Origin of the sequence: uncultured Ruminococcus sp. (genome assembly GCF_934476685.1) — a bacterium.
Classification (GTDB): Bacteria; Bacillota; Clostridia; order Oscillospirales; family Ruminococcaceae; genus Hominimerdicola.
Genome location: NZ_CAKSNX010000001.1, coordinates 360,449 through 377,622 on the forward strand (window position 1 = coordinate 360,449; position 17,174 = coordinate 377,622).

Below are 17,174 nucleotides of genomic sequence, written 5' to 3' on the forward strand. Positions count from 1 at the left end.
GTGCGATTTTGTGGTGAGAATGGCCACAAAAATGCAGCTTTATCCCAAAAGTCGGTATCAGAGAGGGGTGGATCGTTGTGCTGGAAAATACGCTGATGGGTACATATAATCAGACTATGGACGCAAAGGGCAGAATGTCTTTCCCTGCAAAGCTGAGGGAGATAATCGGCGAACGATTCATTGTAACAAAGGGTATCGACGGCTGTTTGTTCGTTTACTCGCTGGAGGAATTCAAGGCGAAATCGGACAAACTCAATTCGCTGCCGCTGGTGAAGGCAAGAAAGTTTCAGAGAAGCTTTACTGCATTCGCTAACGAGGTCGAGGCGGACAAGCAGGGAAGAATACTTATTTCTGCGCCGCTGAGAAAGGTAGCGGGACTTGAAAAGGAAGTCGTTGTTGTGGGCGTTCTCAACAGATGCGAGATATGGGACAAGCAGCGTTGGGAGAGCTTTAACGAAGAAGTCGATGACGATGAGCTTATGGAAGCGTTGGAGGGACTTGATTTCTGATGGAATTTAAGCACGTTTCAGTCCTTCTTGACGAATGTATAGAGGGGCTTGCGATAAAACCGGACGGCATTTACTGCGACGGTACGGCAGGCGGTGCGGGACATTCCCGTGAGATCGCAAAAAGGCTCGACGCTCAGAAAGGCGGAAAGCTTATTGCTGTGGACAGAGATCCTGAGGCTGTGGCGGTGGCTGCGAAGAGGTTAGAGGGACTTCCTGCACAGGTGGTAAGAGGAAACTATTCTGAGATAGACGAGATATTTGCGGGACTTGGCTTGAAAGGCGCAGACGGCATACTGCTTGACTTGGGAGTATCTTCTTATCAGCTGGACAATGCGGAGAGAGGATTTTCCTATCACAATGACGCTCCACTGGATATGAGAATGAGCGGCGAGGGGTTATCGGCGAGAGATGTTGTCAACGGATACGATTATCAGTCGCTGTCGAGGATAATTTTTGAGTACGGCGAAGAGAAGTTTGCAAGGAGCATTGCGCAGAAGATAGTTAAGGCGAGAGATGAAAAGCCTATCGAAACTACTCTGGAGCTTGCCGAGATAATAAGGTCGGCTGTTCCGCAGAAAGCAAGGCGAGAGAAAAATCCCTGCAAGAAAACTTTTCAGGCGATAAGGATAGAGGTAAACAGCGAACTTGAACATCTCAGTGTGGCGCTGGACAAGGCTTTTGACCTGCTGAATGTGGGCGGAAGGCTTTGCATCATCACTTTCCATTCGTTGGAGGACAGACTGGTAAAGCAGAGATTTCAGACGTTTTGCAGGGGTTGCATATGTCCGCCTGATTTTCCTGTTTGCATATGCGGTCAGACACCGAGGGGAAAGCTTGTGAACAGAAAGCCTATCGAGGCTGGTGAAGAAGAGCTTGCTGCAAACAATAGGAGCAGGAGCGCAAAGCTTCGCATTATAGAAAAGATAAAATAAAAGACAGAAATATACAGATAAAGATAAAAAGATATAGAGAAAAAGAAACAGCAATCAAAGTGTAAAAAATACAGAATTTAATTTTGGAATGGATCGTTGAAATTTACAGAGGTGTTTACTAATGGCAAAGTCGCATAATTTGGCGTTTGACCTGCGAAATGATGAGCAGGAAGAACTCGCAGCAGAAAGAAAAATAAAACACAAGGCAAATCCCCTTGCGGCTGTCAGCAGAAGATCTGTTGCAGGCTGGAGCTTTCTTGCTGTTGTCGTTCTCGCACTTATGGCGGCTATGATATTCGGCAAGGTAGAGATATCGAGCCTTTACACACAGAGAGCGGAGCTTGAAACACAGCTTTCACAGCTTCAGAACGAAAACGTAAGCTTGCAGTCGGAGCTTGCTCAGAAAACAAATATGACTAAGGTCGAGGAATACGCAGAGAACTCACTGGGACTTCAGAAACTGGATAAGTCACAGATAGAGTATGTTGAGGTCGAGAATGAATCCGTGGCGGAGATAAAGAAGGACGACAGCTCGAACATCTTTGTGAAAATAAAGAACTGGTTCGTTTCCGCTATGGAATATATCGGACTTTAGTGCAATAGAATTGTAAGGGAAAGTTAGGGACAAGAATTTGTGCTTAGCTTTCTTGTTCTATTATTTTGCAGGTGAGATCGGCGGAGATTTTACATTATGCGGCAGGATATTGCATTTTCTTGCTTTGTAAAAATTCCTCTGCGGTGGTTTTCTTTAAATGGATAAAACAGATAAGGAGATTATTTATGACAGATATGCCCAGCAACAAGATGAAAAAAAGACTGAACTTCTGGCTTTGCTTGCCTGTTCTTGTGCTGCTTATATATATGATCTGGGGAATATACAAGGTTTCCATAAAAGAGGGCGACAAGTGGCGCTCGCTCGCCAATGCTCAGCAGCTGAAATCTACGGTGGTGGAGGCTTCGAGAGGAACTATATATGATTCCAACGGAAATGTTATGGCGCAGAGCGCCACTGTTTACACCATATATTGCGATCCGTCCATGCTGGCGACACAGCTTAAGGAAAGAAATGCGTGGATAGAGGAATTAAAGGGTGCGATAAAGGACAACAGCGACGATGAGGCAAAGGTAAAGAAGTATCAGGCTCAGCTGGACAGCGCACTCAACAGCGATCAGACACTTGACGAACTGGTGGAGTTCCTTGCGTTGAAACTGGAACTGGACACATCGACAGTCAGGGAAAAGCTGACGAGGACGGATACATCTTATGTCATACTGAAAAAAGAGGTAGAAAAGACTCTTAAAGACGAGATAGAGGATAAGCTTACTGAGCTTTCGGTAGACGGAATAAGAGGAGAGCCGACCACAAAGAGAGTTTATCCGCAGAATTCACTTGCGGCGAACGTTCTTGGTCATACGGATTATGACGGCAACGGAATTTACGGACTTGAGGCTTACTATGACGATTATCTTTCGGGCGTTGACGGAAGAACTGTTACGGCGACGGATAACGCAGGAAATGAGATACCGTACAGATACAAGCAGAGCTATGACGCTCAGGACGGAAACGATCTTAATCTGAACATAGATATAAATATCCAGTACAAGCTGGAAAAGGCACTTGAAAAGGCTTACGAGGAAAACAAGCCGACAGACCGTATGTGCGGAATCATAATGAACCCTAAGACTGGTCAGATATACGCTATGGCTACGGCTTACAGTTATGATCCGAATGATCCTGCACAGATATCTGATTCGGCTGTGGCTGCGGAACTTGCGGGACTTGATGATTCAAGTGTGGAATACAGCGAAAAGCAGCTGGACGCATGGTCTACTCAGTGGAAGAACAAGGCGATCTCAGAGCTTTACTTCCCGGGTTCGGTATTCAAGATAATCACCGGTGCGTCTGCACTGGAGGAAAAGGCAATAAGCCTTAATGATACTTTTACCTGCAACACACAGATACAGGTAGAGGACAGAACGATATCATGCTGGTCAACAAATGACCACGGTTCACAGAATCTTGCGACGGCTATGCTGAACTCCTGCAACCCTGCTTTTGTACAGATAGGCCTTAAACTGGGTGCGGAGAATTTCAGAAAGTATTTTGACGGATTCGGCTATGCTGAACTGACAGGAATAGATCTGCCGGGCGAGGTAAACTCCATAAGTATGCCGCTTTCGAGAATGGGAAATGTCGAACTTGCAACATCTGCTTTCGGTCAGACAAACAAGGTAACGCCGATACAGATGATAACAGCTGTTTCCGCAGCGGTAAACGGCGGATATGTTGTTACTCCGCAGGTGGTAAGCACTATATCTGACTCGAACGGAAATGTTGTTAAGAAAAACGAAACTGTTGTAAAAAGACAGGTCATCTCGGAGGAGACTTCAGCGGCTATGAGAGAGATACTCGAAGGCGTTGTTGAAGGTCAGCCCGGCTCGAACTGCTATATTCAGGGTTACAGGATAGGCGGTAAGTCGGGTACATCACAGAAACTGGACGAAAATTCAGAGGGCGATACATATGTTTCGTCATACTGCGCTTTTGCTCCTGCGGACGATCCTGAGATAATAATGCTTGTTATGGTAGACCACCCGACAGGCGAGAAGTATTACGGAAGCCAGGTAGCTGCGCCGATATGCACAGAGGTGCTTTCAGACGTTCTGCCTTACATGGGATATTTCCCTGAATACACAGAAGAAGAGCTTGAAACTATAAGCGTTACTGTTCCTAGTCTTCAGTATTACAGCGTGACGGAGGCTGAGAAAACTCTTGAAGATCTTGGTCTTGAAGTCAAGATAAAGGGCGAGGGCGACACAGTTCTCAGACAGGTGCCGTCAGCGGTGAAGATCGAAAAGGGCGGTTCGGTCGTACTTTACACAGACGAACAGACGGCTATCGAAAAGGTAACAGTTCCTTCGCTGCAGGGACTTACAAAGCAGCAGGCTAAGGAAACGCTTAAAATGTACGGACTTAATCTGACGGCTGAGGGCGCAGGCTCGGAGGAAGAGAATGCGGTGGCTCAGAACGATCAGTCTTATGCACAGGGAACGAGCGTACCTATGGGAACATCGGTAACGGTGACTTTCTCAACAACGACTGTCGGTTCACAGTGATGTGCCGACAAAGCCGAAAAAACAAGAGGATGATGATTTACTATGAAATTATATGAACTTATAAAGGACGTAGCTGAAACAAAGCTGCCCGATATGGAGATCACGGGAGTTACAAGCGACACAAGAACAGAGCTGCCGGCAGGCGGAATGTTCGTATGCATAAAGGGAAAGACTTTCGACGGTCACGACGCTGCGGAAAAGATGCTTGAAAAGGGCTTTGCGGTAGTCGTTACTGAAAGAGATCTTGGTATCGAAAGACAGATAATCGTTGATGACACAAGGGCAGCTTTCCCGCTGCTGTGTGCAGCATGGTTCGGTCACCCTGAGAGAGAGCTTACTCTTATAGGTGTAACAGGTACTAACGGAAAGACTACTATCACTACTGTTATAAAGAAAGTCCTGTCGCAGTTCGGCTGCAAGGTAGGACTTATAGGCACTTGTCAGAACGAGATAGGCGACGATGTTTATCCTACGGCGAGAACTACTCCTGAGCCGTATGACCTTTTTGAGCTGTTCAGAAAAATGGCAGACGAAAAGTGCGACTATGTTGTAATGGAGGTTTCTTCACAGGGATTGGAGCAGAGGAGAGTTGCAGGCTGCCGTTACAAGGTAGGCGTGTTCACTAATCTGACGCAGGATCATCTCGATGTACATGGTACTATGGAGAACTACTATCAGGCTAAAAAGCTGCTTTTCGGCATATCGGACAATGCGATAATCAATATTGATGACGCTTACGGAAGAAGATATGCGGCTGAGGTAAGCTGTCCTGTAAAGACATATTCGGTAAACGGCAAGGCTGATTTCAGAGGGGACGATGTTCTTCTTTCGGCAAGCGGCGTAAAGTATGTTTTCTCTGACGGAAAGAGCAAGCACAATGTTTCATTCGCTATGCCGGGACTTTTCAACGTTTCAAACTCGCTGGCGGTAATTGCCTGCTGCGAGATACTGGGATTCAGCGTTGACAAGACCATAAAGGCTTTCGAGGATATCCACGGAGTAAGGGGAAGAGCGGAGATAGTCCCGACAGGAAGAGATTTTACTGTTATATGCGACTATGCCCACACACCTGACGCACTTGTGAATGTGCTTACGGCTATAAAGGACAGCGCAAAGGGCAAGGTAAAGTGTCTTTTCGGCTGCGGCGGAAACAGGGACCGCACAAAGCGTGCGCCTATGGCTGCGGCTGCGGCAGATCATGCTGATTTCCTTATCGTTACTTCGGATAATCCGAGAAATGAAGATCCTAACGAGATAATAAAGGACGTTCTGGAGGGATTGAAGGGCAAGGATACGCCTTACATAACTATCCCTGACAGACGTGAGGCGATACACTGGGCTGTACATAATGCAGAGAAAAATGACATAATCGTTCTTGCAGGAAAAGGTCACGAGGACTATCAGATACTTGCAGGGGGCGTAAAGATACATTTTGACGAGAGAGAGGTCGTTGCGGAGGCTCTGGCTGAGCTGGATAAGTAACGGCAAATAAAGAATAAAAAGAAAGAAACAAAACATCGGAAAGGCGTGGACTAAAATGGAAAAACTGAATTTATCTGAGATCATCGGGGCTTGTCACGGCAGCTTCGGTTATCCTGCCGATATTGAAATTTCGGGGATTTCCACCGATACGAGAACTATTGAGAAAAATTCTCTTTTCATCGCTCTGAAGGGCGAGAGATTTGACGGTCATGATTTTGCGGCAAAGGCTATGGAAATGGGCGCTGCTGCGGTGGTGACTGAACGTGCTGTGGAGGGAGCAAGATGCGTTATAGTTGATTCCACTGCGCAGGCTTTGCTGGATATCGCAGGCTATTACAGAAGCAGGTTCGATATACCTGTTGTGGGAGTGACGGGAAGCGTCGGAAAGACTACCACAAAGGATATGATAGCGCTGGTGGTATCGCAGAAGTACAACACACTTAAAACACAGGGCAATCTCAACAACGAGATAGGTATGCCGAAAACACTGTTCGGTCTGGACAGGACGCACACTGCGGCGGTGATTGAAATGGGTATGTCCCATCAGGGGGAGATATCGAGAATGTCCATGTGCTGTCAGCCTGACGTATGCGTTATCACTAATATCGGTGTTTCGCACATTGAAAACCTCGGTTCGCAGGCAAATATACTCAAGGCGAAAATGGAGATACTTGACGGCGCAAAATATGACGCTCCGCTGATACTGTGCAGAGATGACAAGCTGCTGGCAAAGGCTGAGGTATATTCAGACAGAAAGGTATATTATTATTCAGTATCCAAAAAGGACTGCGACGTTTATGCCACAGGTATAACTACTGCTGACGGCGGCATAAACTTTACTATAAATTATGGTGGCGAAAAGCTTGCGGCAAGGATAAACTGCCTTGGAGAGCATAATGTAAAGAACGCTCTTGCGGCTTTCTGCGTCGGTATCGCTCTCGATATCCCGACAGAGGATATCATAAAGGGCATCGGTCTGTTCAAGCCTGAGGGCATGAGGCAGAATGTAAGGGAACATAAGGGAGTGACTTTCATTCTCGACTGTTACAACGCTGCGCCTGACTCAATGAAGGCGAGCCTTTCTGTACTGGCTCAGACGGAGGCAAAGGGCAAAAGATACTGCGTACTTGGTGATATGCTGGAGCTGGGAAAGAACTCGGCGAAATATCACAAGCAGGTTGGCGAATATGTTCTTTCGTCAAAGGCAGACGAGATACTTTGTTTTGGTGAAAATTCCGTACACTATATCGAGGGCGCTTGCGACAAGGGTTTTGCTGCTGAGAATGCCAGACATTTTGACAGCAGGGAAGAGCTTGCGGCTTATCTGAAAGGAAAGCTGAATGCAGGGGACGCTGTGCTGATAAAGGGCAGCAGAGGAATGAAGCTTGAAGAGGTATTCAATATCCTCACTGCTGAATAATGGGAATTTCAGAATGGAAATTACAGGCGGTGATACTGTTTGCGGAGATAGGCTGCGGCTTTATCTTCGGGCGGTTTCTTATGCCGCTTTTCAGAAAGCTCAAAACAGGAAAATTTGAGATATACATAGGCGACAGGTTCAGAAAGGACGGCTCAGAGCCGAAATTCGGCGGAGTGCTTATTTTTATGACATTTCTGCTGGGAATGTCTGTGGGGGTAAGTTTTTCGGAGGATATCTCTTTCAGACAGACTGCCGCCGCGGTGATGTTCTGCGGCATCATACTTGCGGTGGGCATATATGAGGATATGCAGAGGGAAACTGCAAGAGGGATAGGCTTGAAGCCTGCATACAGGATAACGGCGGAATTTGCGGCAAGTGCGGCTTTTCTTGTGCTGCTGGATATGTTCGGGTACAGGGTGAGAGAGGTGCTGCTGCCTTTCAGAATGGGATATATAGATCTTGGGGCGGCTTACATACCGCTGACTGCGCTGCTTATGACGCTTATTATAAATATCATGGAAAAGCATGACTGCCTTAACGGAGTTACCGATACAGGTACAGACGGACTTTGCATGATCTCGGCATTCATATGCGCTGCCGGACTGACGGGAGGTCTTACGGCTGCGGGAGGTCACAGTACGGCGCAGCTTATATGCGTATGTGCGGCAGGCAGTTTTGCGGCGATGATAATATGGTGCTGCAGTCCGTCAAAGATGTATCCGGGACAATCGGGTTCGCTGCTGACGGGTGCGGTGATATGCTGCATAATGGTTTTTACAGGACTTCACATAGCGGTGCTGCTGGCGCTGCTCGCTCCTGTTATCGACGGGATATGCGCTGTGATACAGCGGATAGTTTACCGAAGGAGCAAAAGGCTGCTGTTCAAGGGTGCGTCACTTCACGAGCATCTGAAAAACATCGGCTGGGGAGATTATAAGATAATGTGCGCTGATATAGGCGTACAGGTAATTGGCTGCATCGGTGCGGCTGTGTTTATTTTTTACGAAAGCAGGATAGTCATTTGATATATATTGAGGAGGCAGTATTTTGGCTGACAGAGGAATAAGGCGTGAGAGGGACGGAGGTCTTGTGTACGACAATCACATACCTGTGCTTAAAAGGCCGCCCGTTGCTCAGGCGAGAAAAAAACTTAATCTGAAATTTATCAGAAGCGGTATAGACAAACCATTTCTGATACTTGTGCTTGTGCTGCTCATTTTCGGTATAATCATGATGTTCTCGGCATCGTTCGCATGGGGACTTAAAGATGAGAATGACGGATATTACTACGCAAAAAGACAGCTGATATTTGCGGTCATAGGCATTGCGGTAATGACGGGAGTGTCATTCCTCGACTATCATTTTTATCAGAACACAAAGATATGCTACCTTTTCTTCGGGGCAAGCTTTTTCCTGACGCTTTATGCGGCGCTGTTCGGTCATTCGACGGCGGACGCAAGCCGATGGATATACATAGGCTCGCTGAGTTTTCAGCCGTCGGAGATACTGAAAGTTGCATTCATCATAATTTTCGCTTACATAATGTCGGTCAATTTTCCGAAATTCGATGACTGGCGGTACTGTATAATACCGTTCACCATAATCATGGGGCTTGTGGCAGTGGTGCTTATGCTCCAGCGTCACCTTTCGGCGGTAATGATAGTAGGTCTTATCGGAATAAGCATGATGTTCGTCAGCGGTATGCCGAAAAAGACTTTCTGGAAGTTCATCGGCGCTTGTATTGCGGCGGTGATCGTGGTAGCCCTGTTTTTCATTGTGACTGGTTCGGGATTTACTTATATCAGCGAAAGAATACAGAGCTGGAAAAATCCGACCTCGGATATAAGAGGTTCTACATGGCAGACGTACAACTCCCTGCTTGCTATCGGTTCGGGCGGCTGGACGGGACTTGGCTTTGGCGAGTCAAGACAGAAGTATCTTTATCTGCCTGAGGCACAGAACGACTTCGTTTTCTCCGTTATCTGTGAGGAGCTTGGATTTATCGGTGCGGTAGTCGTTATAATTCTTTTCGTAATGTTCGCTCTGAGAGGTTTCTATATTGCCAGCAACGCAAAGGACAGATTCGGTATGCTGGTGGCTGCGGGAATAACCATTCAGATAGCTTTGCAGGCTTTTCTGAACATAATGGTAGCTTCAAACTCATTCCCGAACACAGGTATCTCGCTGCCGTTTTTCAGTTACGGCGGTACGGCACTGGTGATACAGCTGGCGGAAATGGGTATACTGCTGAACATATCACGTCAGAGCAATATTGAAAAATAGAAAAATGTTAAGAGGTAGATTTTATGCTTAAAGTTTTACTTGCAGGCGGCGGTACGGCAGGTCACGTCAATCCTGCCCTTGCTATTGCAGAGATCATAAAGGAGAATTATCCCGACGCAGAGTTCTGCTTTGCGGGAAACCCTGAAAAGATAGAGGCAACTCTTGTGCCTAAGGCAGGTTACAGATTTGAGCCTGTAAAGGTAGAGGGTTTTCAGAGAAGGGTAAACTGGACGAACGTAAAGAGAAATTTCCATGCTCTCGGCTGCCTTATGAAAACGGGCGGAAGATGCAGGGATATAATAAATGATTTCAAGCCTGACCTTGTTATAGGAACGGGCGGATATGTTTCTGGTCCTGTTGTGCGCAAGGCTGCGAAAATGGGGATAAAGACTGCCATTCACGAGCAGAACGCTTTTGCGGGAGTTACCAACAAACTGCTTTCAAAGGAAGTTGACGAGGTAATGATGACTGTTGAGGCGGCAAAGAAATATTTCCCTGAGGCAAAGCACACTACGGTAACAGGTCTGCCTGTAAGAGGCGCTTTCGCAAAGATGTCAAAGGAAGAGGCAAGAAAGCAGCTGGGCATACCGATGGACGCAGTATGCGTACTGTCAACAGGCGGAAGTCTTGGTGCAAGGGTGCTGAACAACTATGTTGCAAAGCTGCTGAAATGGTATCAGGACGAGGGAAGAGAAGTTTATCACATTCATTCCTACGGAACGTACAAGGGATACAAGGATTATATTGCTGAGTGCGAGGCTCAGGGCATAAAGATAAAGGATAACCCACGTCTTACAGTAAGCGATTACATCAATATGCCTGCGGCTATGGCGGCTTGTGACCTTGTTATAACACGCTGCGGCGCTGCGTCACTGGCGGAGATAGAGGCTGTGGGCAGATGTTCTGTGCTTATACCGTCGCCTATGGTGGCTGAAAATCATCAGTACCACAACGGTATGGTCCTTCAGAATGCAGGCGCAGGAAAGGTCATTGAGGAAAAGGATCTGACAGACGAGCTGTTTATAAATACAGTAAAGGATCTTATAGATCACCCTGAGAAGATAAAGGAATGCTCTGAGAAGGCTGCGTCGCTGCATATAAGCGACACGAGAGAGAGGATAATCGGTGCGCTCAGACCCCTTATAGAGAAATAACAGGGGAAAAACAAGGAAATATAAATAAAATGAAGGAGGTTTATTCACTTTGAGTGATGCGAATAAATCTTTTGAGAAACATCGCAGCAAACGTGCGACAATGGACTCAATAGCTGTGCCTGATACTGACAAGATAAGAAAGCTCAGCGATCCGAAATTTCACGGCTCTGCACTTAACAGGCAGGCTGACGAGATCTTTGAAGGCAACAGATTCAATAAAGTAGGGGATTTTGACAGGGCGACGAAGTTTTACGGAACGCCTGAGGAAAAGAAGATAGAAAAGGACGAGGACGAAGAGGACGATTTTATCCCGAAGCCCGATCCCGACAAGAAAGCGCCCGATCTGATGAACAAGGGCGTAAAGGTCGGCGGAACATATGTAAGGCGCAAGAACGTTGTGCTTTGGATAGTTATTGTCATAGCGCTGCTTATATGTGCGCTCCTTTTCCTGCCGCCTGTGATGAGCAGCAAGTCGGAGGACACAAAGGTGGAATACGACAGAAACGTATTCGCAAATATGGGTATGACGCAGTTCAAGTCCTACGCTCTGACGAACTACTCGGTTTACAGCGAGGAGGCTTTTGCATCGGAGAAGAGCGAGAATTACAGAGTTATCACGATGAACGTACATTTGCAGAATGCCTCGCCGTTTACGGTAAGGATACCGCAGTACGAGATAATCAGAGCGCCTAAAAATTACAAGGACAAGATATGCTATATAACATCGACCCAGACCAATGGTGCAGGGGAGATAGTGGGCGACACACTGCCTGCATTCTCAGGTCAGGACGTTACTCTTGAGCTTATGGTGAATGTTACGGATATGACGGACGAACAGCTTGACGAATGTATCACGGGACTTGTGATATCAACGGTGGGAATGACAAAGACTATTGCAGCGAACACGCATCTGCCGTGCATACCTGCGGTAATGTTCGTTTCAAACAATGTTGAGGTATATGTAGATCAGTAGATCAGTAATTGATTGCGGTTTTCACTAAAATCGGATATTCAGCATAGGATAAGGCAGATTTTCTTTAAAAGGAGCGAGGCTTTATGCAAAAGCTGATTATTCGGGGCGGTGAAAAGGTAGGAGGAGAGATTTCCGTTCAAGGCGCAAAGAACAGTGCTCTGCCTCTGCTGGCAGGCTGTCTGCTGGCGAAAGGGGAAAGTGTTCTTTATAATTGTCCTGAGCTTTCAGATGTGTTTGCGGCTTGCAGGATACTGAACTGTCTTGGCTGCAAATGCAAATTCAGGGACAATACTGTCAGCGTTGATTCAGATGTTCTTAACTCCTCAGAAGTTCCCGACGGACTTATGCGGGAGATGAGGAGTTCCATAGTTTTTCTGGGAGCTGTGCTGGGGCGAATGGGAAAATGCAGGCTTTCATTCCCTGGAGGCTGCGAGCTTGGACCACGTCCTATTGATATGCACCTTTCTGCCCTGCGGCAGATGGGGGTAAGGATAACGGAGGAACACGGCGCACTTGACTGTTCCTGTCCGAAGGGGCTGAAAGGCGCAAAGATAAATCTGTCATTCCCGTCTGTGGGGGCGACAGAGAACATAATGCTCGCTGCCGCTTTGGCGGAGGGCGAAACTGTGATATACAATGCGGCAAGAGAGCCTGAGATATGCGATCTTGCAGGATATCTTAACAGCTGCGGCGCAAGGATAAAGGGCGCAGGCAGCAGTACGGTAAGCATAGAGGGCGTAAGCGAGCTTCACGGCTGTGAGTACACCGTTATGCCCGACAGGATAGCTGCGGCGACGCTTATGGCTGCGGCTGCGGCAACGGGCGGAGAGCTTAGTCTGCTGAATGTAAGGTGCGATGATGTACAGTCTGTGATACCTGTATTTGAGCAGATGGGCTGCGGAGTGTTCTGCTGCCGTGACAGGATATATATAAGCTGCACTAAAAAGCTGAGGGCGGTAAAGACCATAAGGACAATGCCTTATCCGGGATTTCCGACGGACGCACAGGCGCTTGTTATGGCTGCGCTGACAAAGGCGGAGGGAACGAGCGTTATCGTGGAGAATATCTTCGAGAACAGATACAGGCACGTTGACGAGCTTGTGAGAATGGGTGCGGACATAAAGACGGAGGGAAAGGTTGCCGTCATACGAGGCGTAAAGGAACTTTACGGTGCTTTGGTGAGGGCAAGCGACCTGCGAGGCGGAGCGGCTCTGGCTGTGGCGGCTCTTGGGGCGAACGGAGAAACTGTGCTGGAGAACGTGAAGTTCATCGACAGGGGATACGAGAGCCTTGAAAAGCAGCTTTGCTCCATAGGGGCGAACGTGAAGAGGATATTGTAGAAAAATGATCTAAAACGGATTTAAGGAACGATAGTAAAATGAAAAACAAAAGCGCAAGCGGCGAAAGCAAAAGCTTAAAAAGCTTAGAAAAATCAGAAAAGAACAGAGGCGGCGTCAGACGGGGCGGCACTAATGCAAACATAAGGGTGTACTATGCACTGGCCGTGGTGTTTGCGGCGGTCATAGTGCTTATACTTTGTCTGACGCTGTTTTTCAGGATATCGAAGATACAGGTGGAGGGCGTTACGCTCTACCGTGAGGATCAGATAATAAATGTCAGCGGCATCTCGCAGGAGATGAACCTTATGCGTACCGATACGGGAAAGGCTGAGAGCAGGCTGCTGGACAATCTGGTGTACATAGACAGCGTTGAGGTGAAAAAGAAGTTCCCGTCAACTATCGTTATATCCTGCAAGGAGGCTGAAAAGGCTGCGGATATCGAATGTAACGGCGCATACTATGTTGTATCGACTTCGGGCAGGATACTGGAGGCGAAAAATCCGAAGAGGACAAAGGGGATACCTGTTGTCAGCGGGTTTGAGCTTTCAAGCCTTGATGTGGGAAGTCAGCTTGGATCCTCCGACGGATACAAGGCAAAGATACTGACGGACATTCTGGAGAGTTTCAGCAAGCACGAATTCGGCAAGGTAAATTCCATAGATATGAAGTCGAGGGCGGACATTATCCTCGGCTATGACAACAGGATAACTATAAAGCTGGGAAGTTCAGCGGATATAAGCTATAAGCTGAGCTATTTCAAGGCGGTGATAGATGCACTTACACCTGACTATGAGGGTACGCTTATCTACAACGGCGCTGAGAGCGGTATTTCGGCTATTCCTAAGGAGCAGGAGCTTGACAAGCCGATAATGGCGGAGGATTCTTCAAAGGCTGAGGACAGCTCTTCCGAGGCGGCTGCGGACGCATGGTCGGAATGGAACGACGGCAGCACATGGGGAAACACTGACACAAATACTGACAACGGCGGATATGCTGACACAGAAACGGATCAGACGCAGGGCGAAGATCAGTGGGCATATGACGGCACAGAGGATAACAATGACGGCGGCTACGGTTACGAGGATAACGGCGGCTGGACAAATGCGGACAACGGCGATCAGACGGGATACGATCAGGGATATGACCAGCAATATGACGGCGGAACATGGTGATGCCAAATCATCGGCAGGAAAATTGGGCGGTATGTACAATTAGTATGGCTTGCAGACTGCGTTAATGAAAAATTAAACAAAAATTAATAGTTTGACTGACAAAATCCTTTACATTTCGGTCTATTTGTGTTAAGATATTAATGTATCGAATTATAGGCATTGACGCTGAAAACAGGTCTGTGTCTGTATTCCGCAGTATCAGCGGGAATCATATTTGTATTCAGGTAGATCACGAGGATCTTTGATTTGTTGTATAAATGCGGAGTTAAAAAAAGATTTTAGGAGGATACGGACAATGAGTTATGAATTTGTAGAAGAGCCTGTTGTAGGCGCAAAAATCAAGGTTATAGGTGTCGGCGGCGGCGGCGGAAACGCTCTTAACGGTATCGCTCAGGCAGGCATTCAGGGCAATGTTGAGTACATAGCAGTAAATACAGATATTCAGGCGCTTAAGAAATCAAGCGCAGACAGACAGATCCAGATCGGCGCAAAGCTCACTCACGGACTTGGCGCAGGCGCAAAGCCTGAGATCGGCGAGGCTTCCGCTCAGGAGAGTCAGGACGAGATCGCTGAGGCTATCAAGGACGCTGATATGGTATTCATCACAGCCGGTATGGGCGGCGGAACAGGTACAGGTGCTGCTCCTGTTGTTGCTGAGATCGCTCAGAGCATGGACAAGCTCACTATTGCTGTTGTTACAAAGCCTTTCAAGTTCGAGGGCGCAAAGAAGATGACAAGAGCTGAGAGCGGTATCGAGCAGCTCGTTAAGCACGTTGACGCTCTTATCGTTATCCCTAACCAGAATCTTATCACAAGCGACATGAAGCTCACTATGAAGCAGTCATATCAGATCGCTGACGAAGTTCTTAAGACTGACGTTATCGCTATCGCTGAGATCATCACAAGACATGATGAGATCAACGTTGACTTCGCTGACGTTACTACTATCCTCAAGGGTGCAGGAAGAGCGCACATCGCTATCGGTCACGGTGAGGGCAAGGACAAGGTTCAGGATATCGTTAATCAGGTCATCGCTTCCAAGATCCTTGAAACATCTATTGCAGGCGCAAGAAGACTTATCGTTAACGTTACAATGTCAGAAGATCTGCTTATCAGCGATATGGACGAACTCACAGCTGCTATTGCTGACGCTGCTGATGACGGCGCAGAGATCATCTTCGGTAACGGTACAAATCCTGACGCTAAGGATTCTATGGACGTTACAGTTATCGCTGCTGACTTCATTGACAGACAGGACGTTGCTCCTGAGGCTGCACAGCCGCAGAGAACAACTTCTTTCGGCGGTTTCACAAAGACTGAGGCTGACAAGAAGGCTGACGTTGAGGCAATGTACAAGGCTGGCGTTAAGGCTGCTGACAACACAGATATCTATGACGATATCTTCAATGTTTTCAAGAACAAATAATCAAATCACAGCATATAATTCAAAGACGAATCCTTTGCGGTTCGTCTTTGTTGCTATAAGGATATTTGTTTGATAAAAGTCAAGGCTGACCAAGTTTAAATTGTAAGGTTATTACAAAATAAGTTCAGAACAGCTGAACTTAAAATATTTTCAAAAAAATTAAAAAAATACTTGCAATTTGCGCAGATGTTTGTTATAATATAATTAAAGCACAGAGTTGCGCAGGTGAAATCAAGGCAATTTCACTAAATTTCAGAACGTAAATTGTTATTAATAATGAATTTTCTGAAAATGCAGTAAATGTGTTGAAAAAAGTATTGAGTTATAGTATAATAAATACAAACTTATATTTGCATAATCGGAGGGACACACTATGGCTAGTAATGGTTATTTGAGAACCGTAAGAGTTGGCGGTTTCGACAAGCAGGACGTTCTTGCTTATGTTGACGACCTGACTTCTAAGATCTATCAGCTTGAATCACAGGTAAACGATCAGAACGAAACGATCGAACGTCTTGAAAAACAGGGCGGCGCAGCTCAGAAGGATTTTGAAGGCAAGAAGGAACTTGAGAAAAAGGTTGAAGAGGCTAAGAAGCAGATCGCTGAGCTTATGGCTTCCACAGATACTATGAAGGTGAGAATTGCCGATTACGAGCAGCAGATCACTGAAAAGGACGCTGAACTTGAAAAGAACAAGTCAGAGATCGAGGAACTCAAGGAAAAGCTTGAATCTGCTGAGGCAAACGCAGGCACAGCTACTCCTTCATTCGACCTCGGAAGCGTATTTATCGAGGCTCAGAATACTGCTAATAAGGTAGTTCAGGAAGCTAAGAAGGCTGCTAAGCAGATGGAAGACGAGGCTAAACAGCTTCAGGAGCAGGTACTTGCTGACGCTAATGCTCAGGCTGAAAAGCTTGTTACAAACGCTCAGACAGAGGCTGCGGCTACAATGCAGACAGCTAAGTCAGGCGCTGACGCTATGACAGCAGCTGCTAAGAAGGAAGCCGATCAGGTAACAGGTTCTGCATACGCAGAGGCTGCTAAGCTGAAGAAGGACGCTACTGAGGAAGCTGAGAGAGTTACAAGCGAAGCAAATGCAAGCGCTCAGAAGGTAACAACTGAGGCTAACGCTACTGCTCAGAAGCTTGTTGCTGACGCTAAGGCTCAGGCTGCGGCTATCAGAAATGATTCTGCTGAGATCAGAGATGCTGTTAAGACACAGTTCACTTCACTCAGCGATACAGTTCAGAAGCTCGTTACATCACTCAACGATCTCTACGGCAGCAGCATCGGTGCTGTAAACACAGCAAGAGATCTTATCGATGATGGTCTTTCACTTGTAAACGACGAGGACGAGGAATAATAT

At 46.9% G+C, this 17,174-nt stretch carries 14 protein-coding genes; all 14 read left to right on the top strand.

Going from position 1 to position 17,174, the window contains the following annotated elements:
* Nucleotides 1–77 precede the first annotated feature (77 nt).
* The 14 genes from mraZ to Q0E19_RS01710 all read left to right on the top strand — a co-directional run bounded on the left by mraZ (nt 78) and on the right by Q0E19_RS01710 (nt 17,171).
* A complete protein-coding gene (mraZ, locus tag Q0E19_RS01645) occupies nt 78–509 on the top strand; it encodes a division/cell wall cluster transcriptional repressor MraZ (RefSeq protein WP_365904357.1) in 432 nt (143 codons plus the stop codon).
* Nucleotides 509–1,441, top strand: a complete 933-nt coding sequence (gene rsmH, locus Q0E19_RS01650; protein ID WP_294406560.1) for a 16S rRNA (cytosine(1402)-N(4))-methyltransferase RsmH — start codon at nt 509–511, stop codon at nt 1,439–1,441. Before mraZ ends, rsmH begins: the two co-directional genes overlap by 1 nt.
* Before the next feature lie 121 nt (nt 1,442–1,562).
* Nucleotides 1,563–2,036 carry an FtsL-like putative cell division protein gene (locus Q0E19_RS01655; RefSeq protein ID WP_294406561.1) on the top strand — a complete coding sequence of 158 codons (474 nt, stop codon included), beginning with the start codon at nt 1,563–1,565 and terminating at the stop codon, nt 2,034–2,036.
* A gap of 185 nt (nt 2,037–2,221) precedes the next feature.
* Nucleotides 2,222–4,558 carry a penicillin-binding transpeptidase domain-containing protein gene (locus Q0E19_RS01660; protein WP_294406564.1) on the top strand — a complete coding sequence of 779 codons (2,337 nt, stop codon included), beginning with the start codon at nt 2,222–2,224 and terminating at the stop codon, nt 4,556–4,558.
* A 42-nt stretch (nt 4,559–4,600) separates the two neighbouring features.
* Nucleotides 4,601–6,040 (top strand): UDP-N-acetylmuramoyl-L-alanyl-D-glutamate--2,6-diaminopimelate ligase, encoded by a 1,440-nt coding sequence (locus Q0E19_RS01665; protein ID WP_294406566.1) that lies wholly within the window; start codon nt 4,601–4,603, stop codon nt 6,038–6,040.
* Nucleotides 6,041–6,095: 55 nt separating this feature from the next.
* Complete coding sequence (murF, locus tag Q0E19_RS01670) at nt 6,096–7,460, top strand: UDP-N-acetylmuramoyl-tripeptide--D-alanyl-D-alanine ligase (protein ID WP_294406569.1); 1,365 nt, start codon at nt 6,096–6,098, stop codon at nt 7,458–7,460.
* Complete coding sequence (locus Q0E19_RS01675; RefSeq protein WP_294406571.1) at nt 7,460–8,485, top strand: hypothetical protein; 1,026 nt, start codon at nt 7,460–7,462, stop codon at nt 8,483–8,485. The genes murF and Q0E19_RS01675 overlap by 1 nt, the downstream gene beginning before the upstream one ends.
* Before the next feature lie 22 nt (nt 8,486–8,507).
* The gene (locus Q0E19_RS01680) at nt 8,508–9,743 is read left to right on the top strand and encodes a putative peptidoglycan glycosyltransferase FtsW (protein ID WP_294406573.1); all 1,236 of its coding nucleotides are present in this window, start codon (nt 8,508–8,510) and stop codon (nt 9,741–9,743) included.
* Between the two features lie 23 nt (nt 9,744–9,766).
* Entirely contained in the window at nt 9,767–10,897 is a 1,131-nt protein-coding gene (locus Q0E19_RS01685) for a UDP-N-acetylglucosamine--N-acetylmuramyl-(pentapeptide) pyrophosphoryl-undecaprenol N-acetylglucosamine transferase (RefSeq protein ID WP_294406575.1), read from the top strand.
* Nucleotides 10,898–10,946: 49 nt separating this feature from the next.
* On the top strand, nt 10,947–11,870 hold the full coding sequence (locus Q0E19_RS01690; RefSeq protein ID WP_294406577.1) for a hypothetical protein: 924 nt from the start codon (nt 10,947–10,949) through the stop codon (nt 11,868–11,870).
* An 83-nt stretch (nt 11,871–11,953) separates the two neighbouring features.
* Nucleotides 11,954–13,210 (top strand): UDP-N-acetylglucosamine 1-carboxyvinyltransferase, encoded by a 1,257-nt coding sequence (gene murA, locus Q0E19_RS01695; protein WP_294406580.1) that lies wholly within the window; start codon nt 11,954–11,956, stop codon nt 13,208–13,210.
* A gap of 38 nt (nt 13,211–13,248) precedes the next feature.
* Nucleotides 13,249–14,382 carry an FtsQ-type POTRA domain-containing protein gene (locus Q0E19_RS01700; protein WP_294406582.1) on the top strand — a complete coding sequence of 378 codons (1,134 nt, stop codon included), beginning with the start codon at nt 13,249–13,251 and terminating at the stop codon, nt 14,380–14,382.
* Nucleotides 14,383–14,677: 295 nt separating this feature from the next.
* Nucleotides 14,678–15,808 carry a cell division protein FtsZ gene (gene ftsZ / locus Q0E19_RS01705; protein WP_294406585.1) on the top strand — a complete coding sequence of 377 codons (1,131 nt, stop codon included), beginning with the start codon at nt 14,678–14,680 and terminating at the stop codon, nt 15,806–15,808.
* Nucleotides 15,809–16,181: 373 nt separating this feature from the next.
* Nucleotides 16,182–17,171 carry a hypothetical protein gene (locus tag Q0E19_RS01710; RefSeq protein WP_294406587.1) on the top strand — a complete coding sequence of 330 codons (990 nt, stop codon included), beginning with the start codon at nt 16,182–16,184 and terminating at the stop codon, nt 17,169–17,171.
* The last annotated feature ends 3 nt before the right edge of the window (nt 17,172–17,174 follow it).

What these genes read in the sequence shown, in the direction of transcription:
- rsmH (WP_294406560.1), top strand. Translation starts at nt 509, where the DNA reads ATGGAATTTAAGCACGTTTCAGTCCTTCTTGACGAATGTATAGAGGGG.
- Q0E19_RS01655 (WP_294406561.1), top strand. Translation starts at nt 1,563, where the DNA reads ATGGCAAAGTCGCATAATTTGGCGTTTGACCTGCGAAATGATGAGCAG.
- Q0E19_RS01660 (WP_294406564.1), top strand. Translation starts at nt 2,222, where the DNA reads ATGACAGATATGCCCAGCAACAAGATGAAAAAAAGACTGAACTTCTGG.
- Q0E19_RS01665 (WP_294406566.1), top strand. Translation starts at nt 4,601, where the DNA reads ATGAAATTATATGAACTTATAAAGGACGTAGCTGAAACAAAGCTGCCC.
- murF (WP_294406569.1), top strand. Translation starts at nt 6,096, where the DNA reads ATGGAAAAACTGAATTTATCTGAGATCATCGGGGCTTGTCACGGCAGC.
- Q0E19_RS01675 (WP_294406571.1), top strand. Translation starts at nt 7,460, where the DNA reads ATGGGAATTTCAGAATGGAAATTACAGGCGGTGATACTGTTTGCGGAG.
- Q0E19_RS01685 (WP_294406575.1), top strand. Translation starts at nt 9,767, where the DNA reads ATGCTTAAAGTTTTACTTGCAGGCGGCGGTACGGCAGGTCACGTCAAT.
- murA (WP_294406580.1), top strand. Translation starts at nt 11,954, where the DNA reads ATGCAAAAGCTGATTATTCGGGGCGGTGAAAAGGTAGGAGGAGAGATT.
- Q0E19_RS01700 (WP_294406582.1), top strand. Translation starts at nt 13,249, where the DNA reads ATGAAAAACAAAAGCGCAAGCGGCGAAAGCAAAAGCTTAAAAAGCTTA.
- ftsZ (WP_294406585.1), top strand. Translation starts at nt 14,678, where the DNA reads ATGAGTTATGAATTTGTAGAAGAGCCTGTTGTAGGCGCAAAAATCAAG.
- Q0E19_RS01710 (WP_294406587.1), top strand. Translation starts at nt 16,182, where the DNA reads ATGGCTAGTAATGGTTATTTGAGAACCGTAAGAGTTGGCGGTTTCGAC.